This window comes from Thermoleptolyngbya sp. C42_A2020_037 (genome assembly GCF_015272455.1).
GTDB lineage: Bacteria > Cyanobacteriota > Cyanobacteriia > Elainellales > Elainellaceae > Thermoleptolyngbya.
Map to the genome: position 1 here is coordinate 282,105 of NZ_JACYLP010000048.1, position 19,386 is coordinate 301,490.

Annotated in this window: 20 protein-coding genes; 8 read left to right on the forward strand and 12 right to left on the reverse strand. The window is 57.7% G+C overall.

From position 1 onward, the window contains the following. Positions 1 to 29: 29 nt before the first annotated feature. Positions 30 to 314 (reverse strand): hypothetical protein, encoded by a 285-nt coding sequence (locus IGS16_RS17515; protein ID WP_297087590.1) that lies wholly within the window; start codon positions 312 to 314, stop codon positions 30 to 32. Between the two features lie 78 nt (positions 315 to 392). Between IGS16_RS17515 and IGS16_RS17520 the strand changes: the two genes are divergently transcribed. After that, positions 393 to 1,388, forward strand: coding sequence for a hypothetical protein (locus tag IGS16_RS17520; RefSeq protein ID WP_297087592.1), 996 nt, complete (start codon positions 393 to 395; stop codon positions 1,386 to 1,388). 32 nt (positions 1,389 to 1,420) lie between these two features. Here the strand turns inward: IGS16_RS17520 and IGS16_RS17525 are convergent, their stop codons facing one another. Next, positions 1,421 to 2,413 carry a ligase-associated DNA damage response exonuclease gene (locus IGS16_RS17525; RefSeq protein WP_297087594.1) on the reverse strand — a complete coding sequence of 331 codons (993 nt, stop codon included), beginning with the start codon at positions 2,411 to 2,413 and terminating at the stop codon, positions 1,421 to 1,423. 112 nt (positions 2,414 to 2,525) lie between these two features. Continuing rightward, positions 2,526 to 3,257, reverse strand: coding sequence for a phosphoadenosine phosphosulfate reductase (gene cysH / locus IGS16_RS17530; RefSeq protein ID WP_297087597.1), 732 nt, complete (start codon positions 3,255 to 3,257; stop codon positions 2,526 to 2,528). A gap of 117 nt (positions 3,258 to 3,374) precedes the next feature. Here cysH and IGS16_RS17535 point away from each other — a divergent pair, with 117 nt between their 5' ends. Next, complete coding sequence (locus tag IGS16_RS17535; protein WP_297087599.1) at positions 3,375 to 3,653, forward strand: glutaredoxin family protein; 279 nt, start codon at positions 3,375 to 3,377, stop codon at positions 3,651 to 3,653. 8 nt (positions 3,654 to 3,661) lie between these two features. Here the strand turns inward: IGS16_RS17535 and IGS16_RS17540 are convergent, their stop codons facing one another. Further along, positions 3,662 to 4,240 (reverse strand): LysE family translocator, encoded by a 579-nt coding sequence (locus tag IGS16_RS17540; RefSeq protein WP_297087601.1) that lies wholly within the window; start codon positions 4,238 to 4,240, stop codon positions 3,662 to 3,664. Positions 4,241 to 4,882: 642 nt separating this feature from the next. On the opposite strand from IGS16_RS17540, the gene IGS16_RS17545 reads away from it, so the two are divergent. From IGS16_RS17545 to IGS16_RS17555, 3 genes are all read left to right on the forward strand, one after another. Beyond that, entirely contained in the window at positions 4,883 to 5,497 is a 615-nt protein-coding gene (locus IGS16_RS17545) for a glyoxalase-like domain protein (RefSeq protein ID WP_225894693.1), read from the forward strand. Positions 5,498 to 5,524: 27 nt separating this feature from the next. Further along, complete coding sequence (locus tag IGS16_RS17550; protein WP_297087603.1) at positions 5,525 to 6,763, forward strand: hypothetical protein; 1,239 nt, start codon at positions 5,525 to 5,527, stop codon at positions 6,761 to 6,763. A 165-nt stretch (positions 6,764 to 6,928) separates the two neighbouring features. Then, the gene (locus IGS16_RS17555) at positions 6,929 to 7,714 is read left to right on the forward strand and encodes a PhnD/SsuA/transferrin family substrate-binding protein (protein WP_297087605.1); all 786 of its coding nucleotides are present in this window, start codon (positions 6,929 to 6,931) and stop codon (positions 7,712 to 7,714) included. Between the two features lie 6 nt (positions 7,715 to 7,720). Here the strand turns inward: IGS16_RS17555 and IGS16_RS17560 are convergent, their stop codons facing one another. The 5 genes from IGS16_RS17560 to IGS16_RS17580 form a co-directional block, all read right to left on the reverse strand. After that, positions 7,721 to 8,356, reverse strand: a complete 636-nt coding sequence (locus IGS16_RS17560) for a histidine phosphatase family protein (protein ID WP_297087607.1) — start codon at positions 8,354 to 8,356, stop codon at positions 7,721 to 7,723. Positions 8,357 to 8,395: 39 nt separating this feature from the next. Then, entirely contained in the window at positions 8,396 to 8,782 is a 387-nt protein-coding gene (locus IGS16_RS17565; RefSeq protein WP_297087609.1) for a hypothetical protein, read from the reverse strand. A 136-nt stretch (positions 8,783 to 8,918) separates the two neighbouring features. After that, positions 8,919 to 9,269 (reverse strand): histidine triad nucleotide-binding protein, encoded by a 351-nt coding sequence (locus IGS16_RS17570; RefSeq protein ID WP_297087610.1) that lies wholly within the window; start codon positions 9,267 to 9,269, stop codon positions 8,919 to 8,921. Positions 9,270 to 9,561: 292 nt separating this feature from the next. Then, positions 9,562 to 10,578, reverse strand: a complete 1,017-nt coding sequence (locus tag IGS16_RS17575) for a ribose-phosphate pyrophosphokinase (RefSeq protein ID WP_367185811.1) — start codon at positions 10,576 to 10,578, stop codon at positions 9,562 to 9,564. 406 nt (positions 10,579 to 10,984) lie between these two features. Further along, positions 10,985 to 11,116: a photosystem II reaction center protein Ycf12 gene (locus tag IGS16_RS17580; protein WP_297087612.1), complete on the reverse strand. Its 132-nt coding sequence runs from the start codon at positions 11,114 to 11,116 to the stop codon at positions 10,985 to 10,987. Positions 11,117 to 11,535: 419 nt separating this feature from the next. On the opposite strand from IGS16_RS17580, the gene IGS16_RS17585 reads away from it, so the two are divergent. Both IGS16_RS17585 and IGS16_RS17590 read left to right on the forward strand, forming a co-directional pair. Further along, positions 11,536 to 11,886: a YkgJ family cysteine cluster protein gene (locus tag IGS16_RS17585; protein ID WP_297087614.1), complete on the forward strand. Its 351-nt coding sequence runs from the start codon at positions 11,536 to 11,538 to the stop codon at positions 11,884 to 11,886. A 5-nt stretch (positions 11,887 to 11,891) separates the two neighbouring features. Further along, positions 11,892 to 13,064 carry a DUF58 domain-containing protein gene (locus tag IGS16_RS17590; RefSeq protein WP_297087616.1) on the forward strand — a complete coding sequence of 391 codons (1,173 nt, stop codon included), beginning with the start codon at positions 11,892 to 11,894 and terminating at the stop codon, positions 13,062 to 13,064. A gap of 74 nt (positions 13,065 to 13,138) precedes the next feature. On the opposite strand, the gene IGS16_RS17595 is transcribed toward IGS16_RS17590, so the two are convergent. From IGS16_RS17595 to IGS16_RS17605, 3 genes are all read right to left on the reverse strand, one after another. Continuing rightward, on the reverse strand, positions 13,139 to 13,819 hold the full coding sequence (locus tag IGS16_RS17595) for a GUN4 N-terminal ARM-like repeat domain-containing protein (RefSeq protein ID WP_367185820.1): 681 nt from the start codon (positions 13,817 to 13,819) through the stop codon (positions 13,139 to 13,141). Between the two features lie 148 nt (positions 13,820 to 13,967). Beyond that, positions 13,968 to 14,465 carry a D-glycero-beta-D-manno-heptose 1-phosphate adenylyltransferase gene (gene rfaE2, locus IGS16_RS17600; RefSeq protein ID WP_297087620.1) on the reverse strand — a complete coding sequence of 166 codons (498 nt, stop codon included), beginning with the start codon at positions 14,463 to 14,465 and terminating at the stop codon, positions 13,968 to 13,970. 81 nt (positions 14,466 to 14,546) lie between these two features. Continuing rightward, positions 14,547 to 17,654 carry a toll/interleukin-1 receptor domain-containing protein gene (locus IGS16_RS17605; RefSeq protein WP_297087622.1) on the reverse strand — a complete coding sequence of 1,036 codons (3,108 nt, stop codon included), beginning with the start codon at positions 17,652 to 17,654 and terminating at the stop codon, positions 14,547 to 14,549. A gap of 297 nt (positions 17,655 to 17,951) precedes the next feature. Here IGS16_RS17605 and IGS16_RS17610 point away from each other — a divergent pair, with 297 nt between their 5' ends. Continuing rightward, positions 17,952 to 19,124 (forward strand): cysteine desulfurase family protein, encoded by a 1,173-nt coding sequence (locus IGS16_RS17610; RefSeq protein ID WP_297087624.1) that lies wholly within the window; start codon positions 17,952 to 17,954, stop codon positions 19,122 to 19,124. Positions 19,125 to 19,386: the final 262 nt, after the last annotated feature.

The following is a 19,386-nucleotide window of genomic DNA, read 5'->3' on the forward strand; positions in this document are numbered from 1 at the left end:
AAGTATTTTATGCCGCTAGGGGTCAGGGACTAGCGGAAGCGATCGCGCTCCAGGTCAAAGATCGCTTTCTCCCAGCACCAGGCCGTCGGGCGATCGGGGTAGCGCTGCTGTACGGATTCCACCAGGCGGTGGGCTGCTGCGCGATCGCCATTCAGCAGGCGCACCAGTCGCCTTTCTAGAACAGGCTTGACACCCCCTGCGGGTTTCCCATGAAACGAGCGGGGCCGCTTCCCCGTTGCCAACCAGCGCACCAGTTGGGCGATCGCCCATCCCGCCAGCCCAAACAGCGTCAGGTAAATAATTGGTTCCAGCATTTCTCAAGTTGCGATATTAAAGCTATGACAGAGACAGCCCCAGATTCGCTGCCGATCGGTCTTGCACGCCCTCACACCATGCTTACAGAACGTTACATCCAGATTAACAATTCTGCTGACTTGGCTTCCCTGCTCAAGCAGGACGGTTTTCCGCTCTTAGAAGCGCGGCGATTGGAACTGCACCAGCCCGATGCCCACTGGGTGTTGCAGCGATCTGAAGCCGTTGTCGGGTATTGCTCTCTCTGGTGGCGCTCGGTGCCCGCTTATCCGGGTGAACGACTGGGCTTGATTGGGCATTACAACGTGGCAGATGGGTCGGCTGCGGCAGGATTGCTCAACCATGCCGCAGGGGAACTGCTGGCTCGTGGCTGCACGCTGGCGATCGCCCCCATCGACGGCAACACCTGGCGGCGCTATCGGCTGCTGAGCGATCGCGGAACGGAGCCGCTGTTTTTTCTGGAGCCGGATAATCCCGATAACTGGTGCGAACAGTTTGAGGCGGCAGGCTTTGGGGCGATCGCACACTATTCCTCAGCGCTGGCAACGGACTTGACCCAGGTCGATCCGCGACTGGCGGCTGTGGAACAGCGGTTGGACACAGCAGGCGTGAAGATTCGCCCGCTGGCACTCGACCAGTTCGACACCGAGCTAGAGCGAATTCACGCGCTGTCGCTGGTAGCGTTTCGGCAAAACTTCCTCTATAGCCCAATTTCCCAGGCAGAATTTCTGACGCAATATCGCCAGGTACGTCCCTATGTGCAGCCTGAACTGGTGCTGCTGGCAGAACAGGGTAAAAACCTAGTCGGTTTTTTGTTTGCCGTGCCCGATTTGCTCCAGGCGCAGCGCGGCGAAACGGTGGACACGGTGATTATCAAAACGGTGGCGGTGCTGCCGGGTCGCAATTATGCGGGCTTGGGTAATGTGCTGGTGGCAAACGTGCAGGCGATCGCCCATCATCTGGGCTATCGTCGTGCGATTCACGCCCTCATGCACGATGACAATAATTCTCGCAATCTGAGCAGCCGTTATGCCTATCCCATTCGGCGTTACACGCTCTATGCCCGCAAACTGTAAAGCAGAATCACCGATTCATTATATGGCTCTATTCAAATATCACCCTCTCCTTCAAACAGGGTCTTCAGCGGCATCGCATCAATGGTATGAGCTTCTTTCAAGAATCTTGACAACACATCCGTTTGTCCATGAGTGACATACACTGTTTTCGCCTTAGTTTGCAGAACAGTGTTCACCAACCCGTTCCAGTCGGCATGGTCTGACAGCACAAATCCCCGTTCATAGCCGCGTCTGCGTCGTGCGCCACGCACCGCCATCCAGCCAGACGCAAAGGCGGTCTGCGGATGCTGAAATCGCTTCATCCAGCTTGAGCGATGCCCCGACGGCGGCGATAGCACCAGGTCGCCCTGAAACTTGTAGCTGCGCGGCATCTCGGAGGTGGGAATCGTTTGCACCATTGGGATTCCCAGGCTGCGATAAATTTCGGTTAGTGCGTGAATTGCGCCATGTACATAAATAGGGCGATCGCAGAAATGCCTGAGTTCACTGAGAATTCGCTGCGCCTTGCCAAAGGCATAGCAAAACAGCAGCGAGGGACGTTCCAAGTCGCTTTGCCACCAGTCGTAAATTTGCCTGCACACCTCCGTTCCGCTCTGCCAGTTGTAAATCGGCAAACCAAAAGTTGCTTCGGTAATAAAGCGATCGCACTCCACTACCTCAAACGGCGCACAGGTTGGGTCTGCATCGCGCTTATAGTCGCCCGACACGACCCACACTTCGCCCTGGTGTTCCACCCGGATCTGCGCCGAACCCAGCACATGCCCCGCCGAGTGAAACGAGACCCAGGTTTCTCCCAGCTTCAGTTTTTCGCCGTAGGTCACGCCCTGAAGCCGAATGCTCTCGCCCAGCCGCTTTTTCAACACACCTGCTGAAATCTCGGTTGCAATGTAGCGAGCCGACCCCGATCGCGCATGGTCAGAATGGGCGTGGGTAATCAGTGCAGTATTTACAGGTCGCCACGGGTCGATAAAAAAGTCGCCCGCCTCGCAATAAAGTCCTTCAGGGCGAACGGTAATCAGCGTCATCGGCGGAGAGACTCGACAGGAATAAAAGAAAGAGGCGCACGACTGTACGCCTCTACACCATAGCGAATGGGAAAAGTTTGTTGAACCTGAACGTGAGCCGAAATGCAAAATCCTAAATGTGAATGCCGCACTCGGTCTTGCCAGTACCGCGCCAGCGTCCGGCCCGCTCGTCTTCGCCTTCGCCGACGGGCGTGGTGATCGGCTCGTCGCCAATGCTGGGATAGCCCTGGTCGTGCAGCGGGTTGTAGATCATGCCGTGTTCTGCGACGTAGGCCCAGCTATCTTTGCGCGTCCAGGAGGCTAGAGGATTAATCTTGAGGCGGCCCTGCTTGTCTAGCTCAAACACGGGCATATCGGCGCGGGTGGTGGCCTGGTCGCGGCGGCGGCCGGTGATCCAGGCGACAGTGTTGAGTTCGCTCAGTCCGCGCTGAAGCGGCTCGATTTTGGTCAGGTCGTGGAACTTGAGGATGTCGCTATCCCACAGCGCCTCGCCGTACTTTGCGGCAAAGGCTTCGCGGGTGTCTACGTCCTGAATTTTGTAGACCTGGAGGTTGAGGGCGTACAAATCTTTTGCTTTGGCGACCAGTTCTAGCGTTTGAGGAAAGTGGTGAAGCGTGTCCAAAAACAGCACAGGAACGGGCTGAGCAGGCTTGATTTGCTTGTAGAGAATATCCGTTAGCACCAGGTCATCGACGTTAAAAGCGCTGGTTTGCACAAGGCCGGTGGGGATATTTTCTACGCTCCAGGCGAGGATGTCTTTGGGATGGGCGGTGTCAAACTGCTGATTGAGCGCGTCTAGGTCGAACGGCTGCGTCTGCGCCGGAGTGTCTACGGATTGAGTCATAATGCGTGTTTAAGGGTTAAGGTGGCCAGTTTGGGAAAATCTCAATGAGTATATTTTACGATAAAAGGCGCATAAGCCGATGGGGAAATGGGGATTGAGAAAAGTCAGGGGTCTACGATGAAGCTCATTCTCTACAGCAAGCCCGGATGCCACTTGTGCGAGGGACTTCAAGAAAAGCTGACGCAGGTGCAAAGCGTTTCCGTCGATCTGGAAATTCGTGACATCACCACTCGCGACGACTGGTTTCAGGCCTATCAGTATGAGATTCCGGTGCTGATCTGGCAGCGCGATCGCCCCGATTCCCCGCCCGACCTGATTCCACTGCCCCGCCCGTCGCCCCGAGCCAGCGTGGCGCAACTGGAGGCGCTGCTGCAAAAGGCGCTGGCCGCAACGTGACGGTTGCCTCATGCCGCAGTGAGAATCAGCAATAGCCCAACTGCTATCATCACACCGCCTGCGATCGCATTCAGCCGAGTGCTTAGCCCCGCGCCCAGGAGGAACCGGGTTTGGTCTGCCAGCAGCGCGTAGATGACCTTCACGCCCCCAACTGCGGCGATCGCCACCAGCATAATCACGCCTGCATCGACATAGGACACCTGAGACATATCCAGAAACGCAGGGAAAAAGCCGAGGTAAAACAGCGTCGCCTTCTGATCAGCCAGGGTAATCAGCAGCCCGGTTAGAAAACTGGAGACCCTCGACGAGTAGGAGAGGGCCTGCGTTTCCACAGGCTGCTCCCTAGCCCGAAAGAGCCGAACGCCCAGCCAGATTAGATAGGCTCCGCCCAGATATTTGATCAGAAACACCAGGCTGCCCAGGGCGCTGGATAGAAATGAGAGTCCCCACAGGGCGATCGCAATAAACAGGAGATCACCCACCACGATGCCCGCCGCCGTCAACACGCCATGCAGAAACCCAAGGCTGGCCGCCCGCGAGGAGACTGTGAGGACACTGACGCTGGGAATAGCTGCCAGAACGACCATTGCGGAAAATAGGGCAACGATGTGGCTCAGGGTCAGATTGCTTTGTGTCCATGTTTGTGTCCATGTTTGTGCCAATGTCGGAAACATCTTTGTGCCAATGTTTTGTGCCAATGTCGGAAACATCTCGGAAACATCCAAGTGTTAATTAAGCGTCAATCAAGCGTCAATTCTCGATTTTGGATTTGCGGTTTTTGGATTGCCCGTCAAGCCTTCGCAGGGCTTCCAGCACGTTTATTCCACGCTTATTCATCGTGCCAATTGGGAAAATTCGGGAAATGAAACGGGTGTATCCCACTTTTGTAACCCTCACCCTAATATCCCTCTCCCACTTTGGGAGAGGGACTTCCAATCTGGCTCCCCTTCTCCCGCTTTGGGAGAAGAGGCTGGGGGATGAGGGCAAACTTGCAGGACTGGGATGCGCCCAATGAAGCAGGAAGGGCGATCGCCCCGCCTCCCCCCTCCCCTCTCAAGCTGCAACGTCGGCCTTGATGACCCAGACGTTCTTGATACACTGGAGTCAGTAATCGCGCCCACCCAGCGCCTCTAGCGCTCGCTCTACTGTGCAGATGCTCATGGCTCTGGTTTTCCTTTTCGTTCTTCCTTCTTCGTTCTTCTAGCGCTCGCTCTACTGTGCAGATGCTCATGGCTCTCCCTCTAATGACCGCTTCACTAGCAGACCCCCTGTTCACCAAGCTTCTATTTACCCAGTTGTTCTCCCTCTTCCTGGCGATCCCAATTGATGGGCTGTTGTCTACTCAGGGCGTGATGGTGATGCTGCTGGTTGCCTACGCCGGAGCCATGTGGATGTTCCTTTCCAGCGCCCCCAAGGTCTACACCATCATGGTGTCGGATCTAGAGCTAGCGCGGCGGTTTTATGAAGAGGTGCTGGATTTGCCCGCCGCCGATGTGCCGCTGCATTATTACTACAACTACGAGCAGACCATTGGCGGGGCTGGGTTAGACCCGCTCTATCTATCGGGCACCACAGGCTATTCCACCAGCCCCTCGCTCAGCAATCCCGACGGACTGTGGTACCAACTCCGCAAAAAGACCCAACTTCATGTGATTACGGGTGCAAGCCTGGGCGAAAAGAACCGCCAGCGCCATGTCTGCTTTGATCACGACTGTCTGGAGCAAATGCTGTTGCGAATTCAAAGCCGGGGCGCACAGTACAAAATTCGTAGCGACAAGCCGCTGAACTTTTTGGTAAAAGACTGGGACGGTCGGATTTTTGAGATGTCTGAAGTGGCAAACTAGCAAGCCCGCCAACTGGGTAAACACGCTATGACTCCTCCCGATCGCGCTGGAAATACCTTAAACGCCGCGCGGCGTATTCGCCTATCAGAAACGCCCAAGTCCTTTCGGGATTTCGTAGGCGGCAAGGATTTGGATTTCTACCGATTTCGAGTGCTGCGAGCCAGCCAGTTTTTGCTGAATCTGTCGGAGCTAACGGCAAATGCAGATGTGGCCCTGCTGGATGACCAGGGCACAGCCCTGCTCCAGTCGGCTCGAAAGGGGAAGCGCCCGGAGGTAATTCGCGACACTCTGGCAGCAGGCACCTACTTTATCCGCGTTGTGCCCAATCGGGCAAACCAGCGGACAAATTACAAGCTTACGCTGTCGGCTGCGCCGCTAAAGACTAGCGACTTCAAAATTGAAATCGACTATCGCTTTGACACGAGGGGTTGGTTTACCCCGCTGCGGCGAGCCGTACTAGAGGCAGCAGCAGAGGTCTGGTCTACGATTATCCGGAGTGAGTTTCCTGACGTGCCGACGGGGAAACGCACGCCAAACGTCCGAAATCCGGCCACGGGGGGAACCGTGCGAACCTTTGTGACCGATCGCCCGATTGATGATTTGACCATCTTTGTCGGGGCGCGGCAACTGGGCGGCACAACCCTAGCGCTGTCTGGCCCATCGGGCTACTTCGTGGGCGAGAGTCGGTACGAGGGCAATACGTTCCAGCCGTGGATTGGCTCGATGGCGTTTAACCTCACCACGGACTGGTATTTTGACCGCACGCTCGACAGCACCAGCGATATTCCTAAAAATCAGCAGGATTTTTTCTCGACCGCGCTGCATGAAATTGCCCATGTCCTGGGGTTTGGCACCAGTCGCGCCTTCAGTCGGCTGATGACCAGCAGCGGCTTTGGTGGGTCGAATACCAGAGCGCAGAACGGCGGTAATGCGCTACCGTTGGACAGTTCTGAGCATATTCGCAATGACTATACCTTTGGCGGCGTGGGGGAACCCTTGATGACCCCGTTTGCCCAGCGTGGCCAGCGTAAGCGGGCAACGGTTTTGGATATCGCAGTGCTGAATGATTTGGGCCATACGGTGTTCTATGGCAATGCCAGCGTGAACCCCCTCAGCACGCAGGCAGCCCAGTTTGCGAGACAGGCGACGCGGCCAAGGGGCGCAGCGGCGAAGGGGGCGCTGAGTCAACGGCTGCTGCTGGCCTATGGGCGCTGTGGCTGTAGCGGCTGTCTGGTAGATGCAGGGGCGGCTAGAGGACTGGCATAGCAGAATGTTAGCTGTTGTAACAAGTCTGGTAGATTGGTCTTTTCTCAGTCCTTTTAGGCGTGAGAGATGGCGATCGCCCTTTGAGCTTGTTCTGCTAGACGTATGGATTATCCATCAGATGAATCTGGAACCAGCCCCTTAGCCCCCTTAAGATTCACCTCTTGTATGGCAGACAACACGCTGCCTGTAATGGCAGAAATTGCGGCCTATGCAGAGCGCAGACTTAGGCTTCCGACTGAGTTTATTGATCAGATTCCCTGGCAGCAGCGCGAGGAGCGCTTTGACCGGGGCGAGATTCAGGTCTGCTGGATTTGTGGGGTGCCCTATGTGCAAAAGGCCGATCAGCCAAATCCGCAGATTGAACTGCTGGCCGCGCCTGTGATGCAGGGCGATCGCTACCAAAATCGCCCGATTTATTTTTCAGACGTAGTGGTGCGGCGCGATCGCCCGTTTCAACAGTTTACAGATCTGCGCGGCGCACGCTGGGCCTACAACGAACCGCGATCGCACTCTGGCTATGTCCTGACGCGCTACCACCTGGCCATGCTAGAAGAGAGCCGAGGCTTTTTTGGTAGTGTGGTCGAGTCGGGCGCACACCAGATCTCGCTCCAGCAGATCCTGAGCGGCGAAGTAGATGCGTCGGCGATCGACAGCACGGTGCTAGAACACGCGCTGCGCGAAGATGCATCTTTGCAACGCCAGATTCGCGTGATTGACACGCTTGGCCCCAGCCCTAGTCCGCCTTGGCTGGTGTCTACTACAGTTCCTGCTGCGCTCCGCACCCGCCTCCGCAGCCTGCTGGTGCAGATGTCCGACGATCCAGAAGGAGCAGAAATTCTAGCACGGGGCGGCCTGGCCCGATTCGTGCTGGTGAGCGATCGCGACTATGACCCCATTCGCCACATGCAGCAGATCGCCGCCGCCGTCTCGCTGTCTGGTTCAGAGGCTTGACCGCTGCTAAGTCCCGGTGCGATGCCGCAGATCGCCCATATAGGTGCGATCGCCCAACACCTCCAGCATCGGCCCGTGGTCGCCAAACTTCACAATGCTGACCGACCCAGCGTAGGCATTGAGGCGATCGCGGTAGCGCCCCAGATCGATGCCCAGCAGTGTGCAGAGCAAAATCCGAATCGTCGCCTTGTGCGACACCAGCAGCACCGTACCCGTCGGGTATTTCTCCTCGATTTCGGCCACCACCAGCGAGGCGCGACTGGCAATTTCCACCGCCGTTTCGCCACCGGTTGGCGGGTTCCAGGCGGGTTCCGTCATCCAGCGGATGTAATCTTCGAGATAGTGTTCCTTGACGAATTCTGGTGACTGGTCTTCCCATTTGCCATAGCGAATTTCCTTTAGCCCGTCGCGGAGCTGCATCTCTAGCCCCACCGCCTGACACAGCGGCGCAGCGGTTGCAATCGTGCGCTTCATCGGGCTGACGTAGACCGCATCCCAAGACACGCTAGAATAAGCTGCCGCAAAGGCCGCTGCCATTTGATGGCCTTCGGGCGTTAGCTCAGCATCGATCTCGCCGCAGTAGCGGCCTGTCTGGCTATAGGGCGTTTCCCCATGCCGCAGGAAGTAAAGCGTTAGTCCCATTGGGTGTGTGCTGGAGCAGGAAGTAGATTGGGCGATCGCTCACTGCTGCGTCTGCCGCTGCTGCGAGAGGCGATATTCTGCCAAAGCCCACTCTGCCCGCTGCTCTGCCTCTGTTTCGTGGTGAATTTGGTAGATTTCGCTGTCTAGCCCCAGCGCACTTGACATTGCTTTGGAATGCACCACGCGATCCGCAATCGAGAGCGCATCATTCAGCACGCCGAACAGCGCCATTTCCTGGTCAATTTTTTCCAGGTCTTGCAAAATCGCCTGCTCCTTCTCCCCACTTGCCGCATCGAGCTGGCTTAGGCACTGGCTGCGCTTCACCTTACAGCGAGAGTAGGAGTTTTTGAAATACTCGTGCAGCTTGGTAACGACGGAAGCAACCGATTGATTTTCGTCCAGAAAGCTGAGTTTGTCGGTATTCATTAGGGCTTATCTTAAGGCGAAACGATTTTTCTAGATTCTAAGGCTTATCCTCAAATCGGCAAGGGAGTTACGGGGTTTCTTTAGACCCAGCTGTGCGATCGCCCTTCAAAGCAGCCGCAAACTAGGACAACACCCCTCAACCCGGCGGCCAGGCCAAAGCGCGACCGCCTAGCAGATGCAGATGCAGGTGATCGACCGTCTGCCCACCGTCGGCCTTAGTGTTGATCACAACGCGATAGCCGTTTTCTAGTCCCACTTGATCTGCCACCCGCTTCACCGTCATCAGCAAATGCCCCAGAATGCGATGATCTTCGGGAATTGCGTCGGCCAGGCAGGGAATTGGCTTTTTGGGCACAACGAGAATATGGACAGGAGCCTGGGGGTTGATGTCCTTGAAGGCGATCGCCAAATCATCCTCGTACACAATATCCGCAGGAATTTCGCGACGAATAATTTTGAGAAACAGAGTATCGGCTGGCTCGGTCATGGGATCACGCTTGAGATATTGAAATATAGGTGAGATATTAGGTCTGAATAGAATTCTCTAGCGACTGCGCTCAGCGTTTCACATTCAGCGGACTGGTGAAATTCTACGAGTTTCCTAGCAACTTGGCGCAACAGATTTGCCCAACAAGCCCAAACGCTCAGCGCCAACGCGACAGCCGGGTAACCCAGAGAGCCAAAAAAAATGGCGATCGAGCAAAACCTCACATCGCCATCTCTGGAAAAATTTAGAACAAGCTCAGAATAGATGCCTGCGATAGAGCCTTGCAACAGATCTAGCGGAACATGCTGCTCACTGAGCTGTCTTCATGAATACGCCAAATCGTTTCGCCGATGATGTTCGCCACAGACAGCACCGTGAGTTGCTTAAAGCAGTGATCTTCAGGCACAGGGATGCTGTTGGTGACGATCACCTCTTCAAACAAACCACTGGAGAGGCGCTCAGTCGCAGGCGGCGAGAAGACGGCATGGGTCGCGCAAGCGTAGACCTGGCGTGCGCCCTGTTCCCGCAAAATCTTCGCCCCTTCGCAAATCGTGCCAGCGGTGTCGATCATGTCGTCCACTAGCACAGCGGTCTTGCCAGCCACGTCGCCAATCACGTTCATCACCTCGGCCACGTTGTGGGCCTGGCGGCGCTTGTCGATGATAGCCAGCGGTGCGTCATCTAGCTTTTTGGCAAAGGCGCGGGCGCGAGCTACACCGCCCACGTCGGGCGACACCACCACTATGTCTGACAGTTGCTTGTTGGCGATGTAGTCAATCAGGACGGGCGAACCGTAGACATGATCGAACGGAATGTCGAAATAGCCTTGAATCTGGGCCGAGTGCAAATCCATCGCCAAGACTCGATCTGCGCCTGCCTGCGTAATCAGGTTGGCCACGAGCTTGGCTGTAATCGATTCGCGGCCGGCAGTTTTCCGGTCTGCGCGAGCGTAGCCGTAGTAGGGAATCACCGCCGTAATCTGGCGGGCGGACGCCCGATGGCAGGCGTCAATCATAATCAACAGTTCCATCAGGTGGTCGTTCACTGGGCAGCAGGTGGGCTGCATTAGGTAAACGTCGCACCCGCGAATGGACTCTTGAATTTGAACGTATAGCTCACCATCTGCGAACCGCTTACGAACCATCGGCCCCAAGTCCATGCCAAGATAGCGGGCCACCTCTTGGGAGAGGGGGACATTGGCAGAACCCGAAAACAGCCTGAGGCGGCTATTGTCGGCAATTTGAGGCAGAGGAGGCTGAAGAGACAAAGCTGCCGAGCGGATCACAACAGTTCCTCGGGAAATAGTCACCGCAATCTTATCATTCCAATTTGACAACAGCCGCTCAGATTTCCAGGGAAATTAATAAATACTGGAAAAAGTAAAACTGCCAAATATAGCCTTAAAGAAAGGAACGGTCGGGGTGAAAAAGCAGAGAAAACACGATAACTCAGCGCCACCCGGATGTTTCCGAAACGATCCGTCTCCGAAACGACCCGTACACCCTAATCGAATCGAAACAAAAACTAGTGGGGCTTTAGAGGCTTTAACTGGACAAAAACATATAAGGCAAAAACTATGAAAACTGAGGCAATGCACCCGAAAGCAGCGATCGCCTACAGTCTCTCATGATAGCAATTGAACCCGGCCGGGGTGTAAGCTCTCGGTGTATCTCGTCAACGTAAACGCTCGTCAACCACTTCAAACCACGGAAAACTTACAGGTCGCCGCCACGAAAAGCCAGCAGAAAAATCACCACTGGCCCGGCAATCATGATCATGCCTACCAGAGTCAACTGAATAATGGCTTCCCAGTTAACATTGCCAACCAGATTGCTAATCAGATCCATTGCGCCCTCACGTGCCGCGAAATTTAGGTTAGGTTTAGTTAAGTCAAATGTCTTCGCCCATTTTACCTGTGTGGGGAACCCGATTCTCAGAAAGTTAACAAAAATCCGGTGGTTGTCTGGGACGGTCTGGTAATGGGGAGTTTTGGCGCGGGGTGAGGGGATTGAGCAGGTTCCGCCAAACGTTTTTCTTGCAGGATTTTCAGAAGTTGCTCAACCTGAATTGGTTTGGCAGAGCCGTGTGGCGATCGCCCCGCGAAGCTGCATCAGAATAATTAAAAAACGTTACAAAACTTTCCCCTGAGTTTTTGGTCTGGGTTTTCCGTCGATGGGGCTGTCTGCGCTGATAGAGCCATGCGGCGCATATCTGGGCATTTCTGGGCACTTTGGAAGGGGCGATCGCACTTGGGAGTTAAGAGGCTATGGCGACCTGGCGTTGCGTGAAACAGTGTGGGGCTTGCTGCCACCTTGATCCGGCAGAGCGTCCTGATCTGGAAGAATACCTGTCGCCGCCGGAACTAGCGGAGTACCTGAGCCTAGTCGGCCCCGACGGCTGGTGCATTCACTTCGAGCCAGACTCGCGGGAATGCACCATTTACGAGAAGCGCCCCCGCTTTTGCCGGGTAGAGTCAGCCGTGTTCCAGGATTTATTCGGCATTGAGCCAGAGGAGCTAAATGATTTTGCGATCGACTGTTGCCGCCAGCAAATCGAGGGCGTGTATGGCGATCGCAGTCTGGAGATGCTGCGCTTTGACCGAGAAGTGGGCCTATAAGAACTATGAGGCTAGGGATTAAACGGTTTGGGATTCGGCGGCTGGGGGCAACCCTGGTAAACCGACTAGAGACGCGCTGGGTCGCGCCGTCCTATGGCGGCTGGGTCGCCCTTGGCCTGGCGCTATTTTTCTTTGGCGCAGCGACGAACACGATGGCGGGCTGGCTCTATGCCACCAGCGGGCTGATGGGGGCGCTGCTGGTGCTGGGGGCGCTGCTGCCGGGGCGATCGCTGCGGGCGCTGGCGGTTCGCCGAATGCCGATTGAACCCGTCAGCGCGGGCGATGCTTTGCACTTAGAACTGGCCGTTGAAAACACTGGACGACAGGCAAAAACGCTGTTGCAGGTGTGCGATCGCCCGCCGCCAGCACTGGGCCCAGCAGAGACGACCGTCATCGAGTCGCTAGCGCCCGGCCAGACCTATCGCTGGGTCTATAGCCGTACCGCAGATCGACGGGGCGTGTATCGCTGGGATGGGGTGGATTTGCGGACTGCCACACCGCTGGGCTTGTTTTGGGGACGGCGATCGCACTCAGTCAATGCCTCGGCCGTGGTCTACCCGACCGTGCTGCCCCTTAGCCAGTGCCGCCTGATCGACGAAATGGGGCAAGACCTCAGCCACGCCACCGAAAGCCAGCGCCGTGCCCAGATGGCGACCGAAGGCGTGACGCGGACGCTGCGCCCCTATCGCTGGGGCGACCCGACTCGGCTGATTCACTGGCGCACCAGCGCCCGCTACGGCGAATTGCGGCTACGAGAACTGGAGCGCTTCACAGGTGGGCAGGAAGTCGTAATCGTGCTGGACAGCGCCGCCCTCTGGCAGCCCGACGCTTTTGAACAGGCCGTCATCGCGGCTGCCTCGCTCTATGCCTATGCGCTGCGCCAGAGCATGACCGTCAGCCTGTGGACGGCTGGAACGGGGAGTCTGCGGGGCGATCGCCTTGTGCTAGAAGCCCTCGCCGCCGTGCAGCCCGGTGAACTGGCCCCCAATCACCCGCCCACGCAATCTCCCTGCATCTGGCTCACACCGTCTCTCCAGCGCTGCAACAGCCTGCCGCCCCAAAGCCGCTGGCTCCTCTGGCAGGATGCAGACTCCGGCGGAAGTCACTCAGGCGAATTGACCACCACCGGCCGAATCATCCAGCCAGACGAGTCGCTACTCGTCCAGCTTCAGCACTAGACCGTCAGCGCTTCGTGCGGCCCAAAATCGCCCATCCAAAATCACCCCTCCAAACTCCAAAACCAGCTTCACCTCTACTGCGCTGTCCAGGCCGGGTGCGCCATTAGTGAAGCCATTGTGCGAACGCCTCGCAGTTGGTTTGACAGGGGCAGATGACCGCGAGGAGCCGTCAAACTCCAGGTAAAGCCGCCCGGATAGCGTGTCCAGTTATTCCCCGACTTCCAGCCGATCAGCGGCCAGAGCCGATCCCAGTTTTTGCCCACGCTAAGCCACAGATCGCGCTGCACCGAAAAGCCAAACTTACCTTCGGAGTAGACTAGCCAGAGCGTGTTGATGGTCTGCAAGTCCTCAATGGGAAAGTCATCGACCTCGGTGAAATAAATCCAGCGGCGCTGCACAGCGGTCGGGCCCGCCAGTTCACACAGTTTTTCTAGGGTGAGGCGATCGGCTGCCTGAAAGTCTTGCTGAACCAGCAGCGTTTGTAGCGGTTGGTAATCTATCCCGCGCTGCGATCGCCCAGGCACTAGCCCCTGGGGAAACTGGGTCTGCAAAAACTCCTGCGCTTTGGGGGATTCAGCAGCGGACAAAATCTGCACGGCCTTGCCTTCCAGGGGCCCTGGTTTGCTGCCCTGGCGGTCTTGCAGCACCCGCATCAATACCATCAGCCCGGATTCGCCCTGGGCGGCAATGTCTTGAATTAGCTGCAACTGGGTCTTCTCGTTTTCAGACTGGAGGCGGGCAAGGAAATCGGTCATGAAGTCAGACGCGCCAGGCTCGGACAAAGCGGTGATATCCAGCGGAGATTGCGACAGATTGGCTTGCACGTTATCCATGATTTGCAGCAGCACCGAGCAAAAGCGCGAGTTTTACGCGACTTCTCATTTTAACCTTTAATCTCCTCCTCTACTCTTTGCCGACTGCGCCTGCCAGAATGCGCTGAATGATCGCTGTGGTGGAACTGGGCACTTCTACCTGAATTAGCTCGATTCGCCCGCCGTAGGCTTGGACGGTGGGGGCTTCGGGCAGGGTTTCAACGGTGTAATCGCCGCCTTTGACGTAGATATCGGGCTGGAGGACCGATATCAGGGCGATCGCCGTGGGTTCCTCAAACACCACCACGCCATCCACGGGTTTTAGCGCGGCCAACACTTCGGCTCGCTGGGCTGCGGGCACGATGGGACGCGGCGGCTGTCCGGGTTTGGCGGGCTTGATGCGCTGCACCGAAGCGTCACTGTTCAGCCCGACGACGAGCGATCGCCCCTGATTTGCCGCCGTCTGCAAGTAGCGCACATGCCCCGCGTGGATCAGGTCAAAACAGCCATTGGTAAACACCAGCGGTCGCCACTGGTCAGGATTTTGGGCGATCGCCTGCTGCAATTCAGTCAGGGTATAAACGGGCATAGTCAGGGTTTTGGGAGTCAGGCGTCTAGGAAGAGGCGGCTTTCCAAATTATCGCCTCCTATCGTTCATCGCTCTATCTCCTCATTCCCTTGATTCACACTCTGCCAATCGGCCTTGCTCTATCGCGGGCAGACTGTGACGATAGTCTTGCAGCAGTCCACACCCCAGGTTCAGCAGATGTTCCAGGTCATTCATCTGGGTCAGCGTCCACAGCAAAACCGTGTGGTCGTTGCTGGCGGTGGCGAGGGTCTGCCCGTCGGGGCTATAGACGGCAGCGTTGACCCCGTCGCGGTGGCCGCGCAGCGTGCTAATCAGCTTGCCGTCCAGCGTCCAGAGTTTGATTGTGCCGTCGTAGCTAGCGGTTGTCAGGGTTTGCCCATCGGGGCTAAAGCTGACGTGCAATACGCCATCGCTATGACCTTCCAGGGTTGTCAGCAGCACACCGTCCGGCTTCCAGAGCTTGACCGTGTTGTCGTAGCTGGCGGTGGCGATCGCCCGTCCGTCGGGGCTAAAGCTGGCGTGATACACCTTGCCGCTGTGGCCGCGCAGCGTGCGGAGTTTGCGACCCCCTGCCGTCCACAGAATGACAACCTTATCAGTGCCGCCTGTAGCGAGCATTTGCCCGTCGCGGCTATAGTTCACGCTGAGAACACCGCCGCGATGCCCCTGGAGCGTGTTCACGAGGCGGCCGTCGCGCTGCCAGAGGCGCACCACGCCATCCTCGCTGGCGGAGGCGATCTGGTCGCGGCTGGGTGAAAAGGCGACTTCGTTCACGGCGGCGGTGTGACCGGTCAGGGTTTGCAACAGGTCGCCGTTTCGGTTCCAGAGCTTTACCGTGCGATCGGCGCTGGCTGAAGCCAGGGTTTGATTATCGGCGCTGAAGGCCACGCCGCGCACGGGTTCTGTATGTCCCGTCAGGGTCTTCTGCAACTGGCCGTTTCGGTTCCACAGGCGCACCGTGCGATCGCCGCTGGCGGAGGCAATCAGGTCGCCGTCGGGGGAAAAGTCCACATCATACACCCGATCCGTGTGGTCATACAGTTGGCTCAGCAGCGTGTGACTCACGCGCCACAGCCGCAGCGTGCGATCGCCACTCCCAGAAATCAGCGTCTTGCCGTCTCGGCTAAAGCGGAGGCTGTGAACCTGGGAGGTGTGGCCGCCCAGCGTAGACAGCAGCGTACCGTCCAGTCGCCAGAGCTTAATCGTCTTGTCGGCGCTTGCAGTGGCCAGCAAGTCGTCTGTCGGGCTAAACACCAGGCTGTAAATCGGCGAAGAATGCCCCTGGAAGGTGTGGATGGGCGTGCCGTCCAGCCGCCACAGCCGTACCTGCCCATCCAGCCCGCTGGCAGCCAGGATTTGCCCGTTGGGACTAAAGGCTAGACTGGTCACTGCCAAATCGCTGCTAGGAAGGGTCTTCCAGCGGGTTCCATCCGGCTGCCAGAGGCGGATCATCCCGCCAGCGCTGCCCGTTGCCAGGATTGTTCCATCGGGGCTATGGGCAACAGCGCGGACGGGCGCGTTCTGGCTGGGCAGCGTGCCCAAGCGCCGGCCCGTTTCGTCCCACAGGCTCACCGTGCCGTCTTCGCTGGCGGCGGCGATCGCCCCTCCATTGGGCGCGGCACTCAGCGCATTGACCGCCTGACCGTGGGCAAACTGGCGAATCCCCGTGCCGTTGGGCTTGCGAAACCAGAGGCTACCGTCGTCATGGGCGCTGACGATTCGTTCGTGAGGCAGCACGACAACGCTGAGTGCCTGGGAGGTGTCGCCTGCCAGCGTTTGCACAGGTGTTCCATCCATCTGCCACAGGCGCACCGTGCCGTCGGCGCTGGCAGAGGCGAGCCGTTGTTCATCAGGACTGAGGGCCACCTGCCACACGGCTCCGGCGTGCCCCCGCAGTTGGTTGCGCTCATGCACCCAGTAAATTGCCTGCTGCAAAGAAGACAACACGCGCGATCGCACGTCTGAATTCTGCGCCTGTTCTCTCCGCTTCAGGGTTTTCAGCGTAAACCCTGCTTCTACGGCCTTCACCAGCGCCTCAAAGGTTTGCCCCGAGCCATACAGCGCCCCCGAAGCCTCCGTCAGCGCCGTCAGTCGCTCCCGTTCCGCAAGGCTGCGGCTACTTTCCGCCGAGCGATACAGGCTGAAGGACACGATCCCAAGGGCGATCGCCATTGCTCCTGCCGCTGCGATCGTCTGGGTCAGCAACCGCTGCTGCCGGAGAATCTGCTTTTGCTCTGCCAGTTCCTCCTGCTGATGATCCATCTCTTCGTTGTACGAAGCCCAGATGTATTCCTTCTGCACTTGCAGCGCCTGGGGGGACTTGCGATCGCTCTCTGCCAGCCAGCGCCGCGCCTCCTGAATTTCGCTGCCCCGTAGCAGCAGGCTGCGGTCCTTGCCGCGTGCGTTCCACTCCGTTGCCCGCACCAGCAGCCGCGTGTGGGTTCGCACATAAGACAAATCGGCATCCAGCGCCGCCACCAGGCTGCGAAACCCAACCTCAAAGTTGTCTGTATCTCGCAAAAAAATCCAGTTGATTTTGCCCAGTTCGGGATGCACCAGCGCCGGGTCAACGTCTTTGCAAACCACAGGCAGCAGCCGCTTCTGATGTTGCAAGGCATGTTCTAACTCGCGGCCACACACCTCCGAAGCCGCCGACTCTGGGCTGAGGACAAAGATCATCGTGTCGGCGACCTCAATGCCCAGCTTGATCTCTTCCCACCAGTCCGCCCCTGATGGAATGCTGTCCCAATCAACCCAGACCTCGCGCCCCCGCTTTTGGAGCGCCTGCACCAGCGTTTGCACAAAGGGCTTGTTGCGACGGGAATAGGACACAAAGACGTTTGCCGTTTCGCTGGACACGTCCAGAATCTTCCAGATGTCCTTGGGCATCCGGCGGTTAGACTTGTGCGCCAGCTTTACTTCGTAGGCGATCGCCCCATCCTGCTCTAGCTGACGGACAATGCGCTTTTCTAGCAGCGGCAGCAAGAACGCCTGCATTTCGGCTTCGGTCTGCTGAAAGTGGGCCGCCGTTTCGCTCAGGGAAACAACATTATGGCGCAGCAGCCAGCGCACGACTGACTGCTGTTCGTCGGGTAGCAGCAGCACATCCGCCATGCGAATGCCCGTGATGTTGTCAGGAAGAGAAGGCGCAGAAGACGCAGCAGCAGACCCGGATGCCGAATCGCTCATGGTAGATGCAACTTAGAGAAGCGGTGGGGGAAGCCGTAGAGAAACTGTGGGGCAACCACAGAATGGTTCTATCCTACTGGGCAGTTTGGGGAATCAGTCGAGTTGTTGGCATTTTTTATATTTGCATGGAAAAACAAGCTACTCCATCAGTACGGGTTGAGACGGCACGAGTTGAGACGGGACGAGTTGAGACGGGACGGGTTGAGATCGAGCTAGAACATCGAGCTAGAGCAGGGATGTTCCGCCGCTGCCATCGGGGCGCGATATCCTGAGAATTGGAGTTTGCGGGGAATCTTGATGCAGATCTATCTGGACTACAGCGCCACCACGCCCACCCGCCCAGAGGCGATCGCTCGCTGGCACGCAGTCTTGACCCAGCAGTGGGGCAACCCCTCCAGCCTGCACCAGTGGGGGCAACGGGCTGCCGAAGTCCTGGAACTGGCCCGCGCTCAGGTCGCTGCCCTGATCAATGCACCACCTGACAGCATTGTGTTTACCTCCGGCGGCACCGAGTCTGATAACCTGGCCCTCTACGGCATAGCACGTCAATATTCCGCGCCCCAGCATTTGATCGTGTCCAGCGTCGAGCATTCGGCTGTGGCCGAACCAGCCCGCCAGCTAGAGCGCCAGGGCTGGCAGGTGACTTGGCTTCCGGTCAACCGCCAGGGGCGGGTCGATCCGGCCGACTTGCAGGCAGCCCTGCGACCCAACACGGTACTGGTTTCGATCATTTACGGGCAGAGTGAAATCGGGACGCTCCAGCCGATCGAAGTACTAGGACAAATCGCCCGCGATCACGGCGCAGTGTTTCATACCGACGCAGTGCAGGTGGCGGGGCGGCTGCCGCTAGACGTGCAGCGGTTGCCTGTCGATTTGCTTTCGCTGTCTAGCCACAAGCTCTACGGGCCCCAGGGTGTGGGGGCTTTGTATGTACGGCCCGGCGTGGCGCTGGTTCCACTTTTGGGCGGCGGCGGACAAGAGCAAGGGCTGCGATCGGGAACCCAGGCAGTGGGGGCGATCGCCGGGTTTGGCGTGGCCGCAGAACTGGCTGCCCGCGATCTGTCCAGCGAAACGCCCCGGCTGGTTTCCCTGCGCGATCGCCTGTTTGACCAGTTGGCCGACGTGCCGGAGCTTATCCCTACGGGCGATCGCCTGCATCGACTGCCCCACCACGTCAGCTTTTGCCTGCGCCACGCCGATGGGCAAACCCTGACCGGGCGAACCCTGGTGCGCCAGATGAACCTGGCTGGTATCGGCATCAGCGCTGGCTCTGCCTGCAACAGCGGCAAGCTCCAGCCCAGTCCGGTATTGCAGGCAATGGGTATGAGCGATCGCCAGGCTACAGGCGGCATTCGGCTCACATTGGGACGCTACACGACCGAAGCCGATATCGACTGGACGGCGATCGCCCTCCGGCAAATCCTGGATCGTCTGGCGGCCGGACAAGGCTTGCAGCAGTCTGTGGTGTGAGTCTCTTAAACGCCCAGTTCTGCTCTGTCGCCCAGTGCTGTAGGCTTCCTCAAGAGGGCTTCTCCTGCTCCCACCTATACAGGATTTGGGTCGAAGATCGAATTTTGTGATGTAGGATACAGATTTACTTTCTCTTCATTGGTGGAATCTGTATTAATTGATTCACGCCCTGCGCTAACCTTCTACAGGTTTTTGCCTGTTCGGTTTTGCCTGCTGGCGCTCTTTGCCACAGGTTCGACTGTATGGGGCAGCGGCAATCATA